The organism is Flavobacterium sp. R1_16 (assembly GCF_057652095.1).
This window is the reverse complement of record NZ_JBYFCG010000064.1, coordinates 1-231: the sequence shown is the minus strand read 5'-3', so window position 1 is coordinate 231 and position 231 is coordinate 1. Positions and strand designations below refer to the sequence as shown.

Genomic DNA, 231 nt, shown 5'->3' with positions numbered 1-231 from the left:
GGGTAGATGGTGTAATTCATTCCTCGGCCTACATCAAATCAGGTATGGCAATTACATGCTTTGTCATTGGAGCAGAAACTTTATCAAGAGTTGTTGACCCACACGACAGGGATTCTATTATTTATTCTGACGGAGCTGGAGCTACAATATTTGAATCTGTTGCTGGTGATAACGAAGGGATTGTGGCACATTAATCTGCTACTTTTGCTTATGATGAAGCGGATTACTTAT

Annotated in this window: 1 pseudogene; it reads left to right on the top strand. The window is 40.3% G+C overall.

What is annotated here, in order from left to right:
- Window positions 1–191, top strand: a pseudogene (locus AC23L6_RS13450) (ketoacyl-ACP synthase III); the annotation flags it as partial.
- Between the last annotated feature and the right edge of the window lie 40 nt (window positions 192–231).